This is a genomic window from Micromonospora sp. NPDC085948 (assembly GCF_040686315.1).
Classification (GTDB): Bacteria; Actinomycetota; Actinomycetes; order Mycobacteriales; family Micromonosporaceae; genus Micromonospora.
In genome coordinates, this window is the sequence record NZ_JBFBJW010000034.1 from 1 (window position 1) to 2,280 (window position 2,280).

The window sequence follows — 2,280 nt, forward strand, 5'->3', positions numbered from 1 at the left end:
GGGGGGGGGGGGGGGGGGGGGGGGGGGGGGGGGCGGGGGGGGGGGGGGGCCGGGGCGGGCGCGCGCCGGGCCGGCCCGGCTCGCCGCCGACGGGTACGGCGGTCAGGCCTTGCACGGCGTCGGTGTGGTCGAGGTCGGCCAGCAGCAGCCGACCGGGGTGTTCCGACTGGGCGGAGCGGATCAGTCCCCACACTGTGGTGTGGGTCAGGTCGAGTTGGTCGGCATCGGTCACCGCGACGGCTTGCCGGGTGACGATAAGAAGTTGCGAAGTGGTCCACCGCGGTTCGGCCAGGAAATCCTGAACGGTGCGAAGTATGTCGGCGGTGGCGGTGTGCACGGCTTGGGCGGCGGTGTGCTGGTCGACCGTGGTGGGGCCGGTGCTGTCCAGCACGACAACCTGCGGAGCCGTGGTGGCTGCGGCGGCCAGCGCGGGCAGGTCGGTGTGCTGTTCGATCGGGACACCGGCGGCGTGCAGGGCGGCGTACAGCGGTGCGCCTACGGGGCCGAGCAACGCCCACTGCCCGGCCGCCGGTTCGTCGGAACGGCGCGGCACAGCTGTCCATTGCACCGCCTGCAAGGTGGCGCCGTGATCGGCGCGGACGCGGTCGAGTTGGTCATCGGACACCGCCCGCATCACCAGCGAGCCGGCGTGCAGGACGAGCTCGCCTGCGGTGTCTGCCAGCGTGACCGCGACGGTGTCCGGACCGGTCGGGGCCAGCCGTACCCGGACCGCGGTGGCGCCGGTGGCATGTAGGGACACCCCGGCCCAGGCGAACGGCAGGTGCAGTCGGCCGGCGTCGAACAAATCGGCGAAGGCGAGAGCATGGGTGGCCGCGTCGAGCAGCGCGGGATGCAGCCCGAAACTGGCGGCGTCGTCGAGGGCCTCGGCCGGCAGGGCGACGTCGGCGAACACCTCGTCGCCGCGCCGCCAGGCCGAGCGCAAGCCTTGGAAGGCAGGTCCGTAGCCGTAGCCGGCCTGGGCGACCATGTCGTAATGCCCGTCCAGCGGGACGGCGGCGGCGTCGGGCGGTGGCCATTCGGTCAGGTCGGCCGGCACCGGGCGGAGACCGTCGTCGTTGATGGTGGCCACGGTGCCAACGGCGTGCTCGGTCCAATCCTGTTGGTCGCTGTCGTCGGGGCGCGAGTGCACGCTGACGGTTCGTCGTCCGTCGGCGTTTGCCGCACCGACACGTACCTGTACGGCCACGCCGCCGTGCTCGGGCACCACCAGCGGTACCTGCAGGGTCAGTTCCTCCAGCTGATCACAGCCAATCTCGTCGCCGGCGCGGATGGCAAGCTCGACGAGCGCGGTGCCGGGCAGCAGCACGACCCCGGACACGGCGTGGTCGGCCAGCCACGGGTGCGACTGCAGGGACACCCGGCCGGTCAGCATCAGTTGCTGATCCCCGGCCAGTCCCGTCGCCGCGGCCAGGATGGGGTGACTCACCGACCGCAGCCCGAGGTTGATCGGGTCAGTGCCGGCCGTTTCCGCAGGTTGCAGCCAGAATCGTTGCCGCTGGAACGCGTAGGTGGGCAGCGGTATCGGCGGCTTCGCAGCATCGGGGAAGACGGCCGGCCAGGTCACTGGCGCGCCTTTGACGAACGCTTCGGCCAGGCCGGTCACGAACCGGTCGAAGCTCCCCTCGTCACGGCGCAGCGACGCCACCGTCGCAGCGTCGGAATTGGCGTCGTCAATGGTTTCCTGGATACCCACGGTCAGCACCGGATGCGGGCTGATCTCGACGAACAACGTGTGGCCGTCGGCCAGCAACGCACGCGTCGCCTGCTCGAACTGCACCGGCTGACGCAGGTTGTCATACCAATAGCCGGCTGCCAAAGTGCCCTCGTGCCACTGGCCGCTGACGGTGGACATCATCGGCACGGTGCAGGCGCTCGCGGTGATGCCCGACAACGCGTCCAGCAGCGGTCCGCGGATCTGCTCGACATGCGGGGAGTGCGAGGCGTAGTCGACCGGTACGCGACGCGACCGGACGCCGTCGGTCTCGCATTCGGCCAGCAACTCCTCGATGGCGTCCTGATCGCCGGAGACGACGACCGATCCCGGGCTGTTCACCGTAGCGATGGTCAACCGGCCGGCCCATCGGACGAGCCGGTCGGTGGCCGATGGCCGGCCCAGCGAGATCGATGCCATCGCACCCCGGCCGGACACGCTCACCAGGGCGCGGCTGCGTAGGGCGACGATTTTGGCGGCGTCGTCGAGGGTCAGTGCTCCGGCGATGTGCGCGGCGGCGATCTCGCCTTGGGAATGTCCGACTACCG

1 protein-coding gene is annotated in these 2,280 nt (G+C 71.2%); it reads right to left on the reverse strand.

Annotation, left to right across the window (positions count from 1 at the left end; translation table 11 throughout):
* The coding region (locus AB0O48_RS34510) for an acyltransferase domain-containing protein (protein WP_365070192.1) at nt 1-2,280 on the reverse strand (2,280 nt) is incomplete at both ends.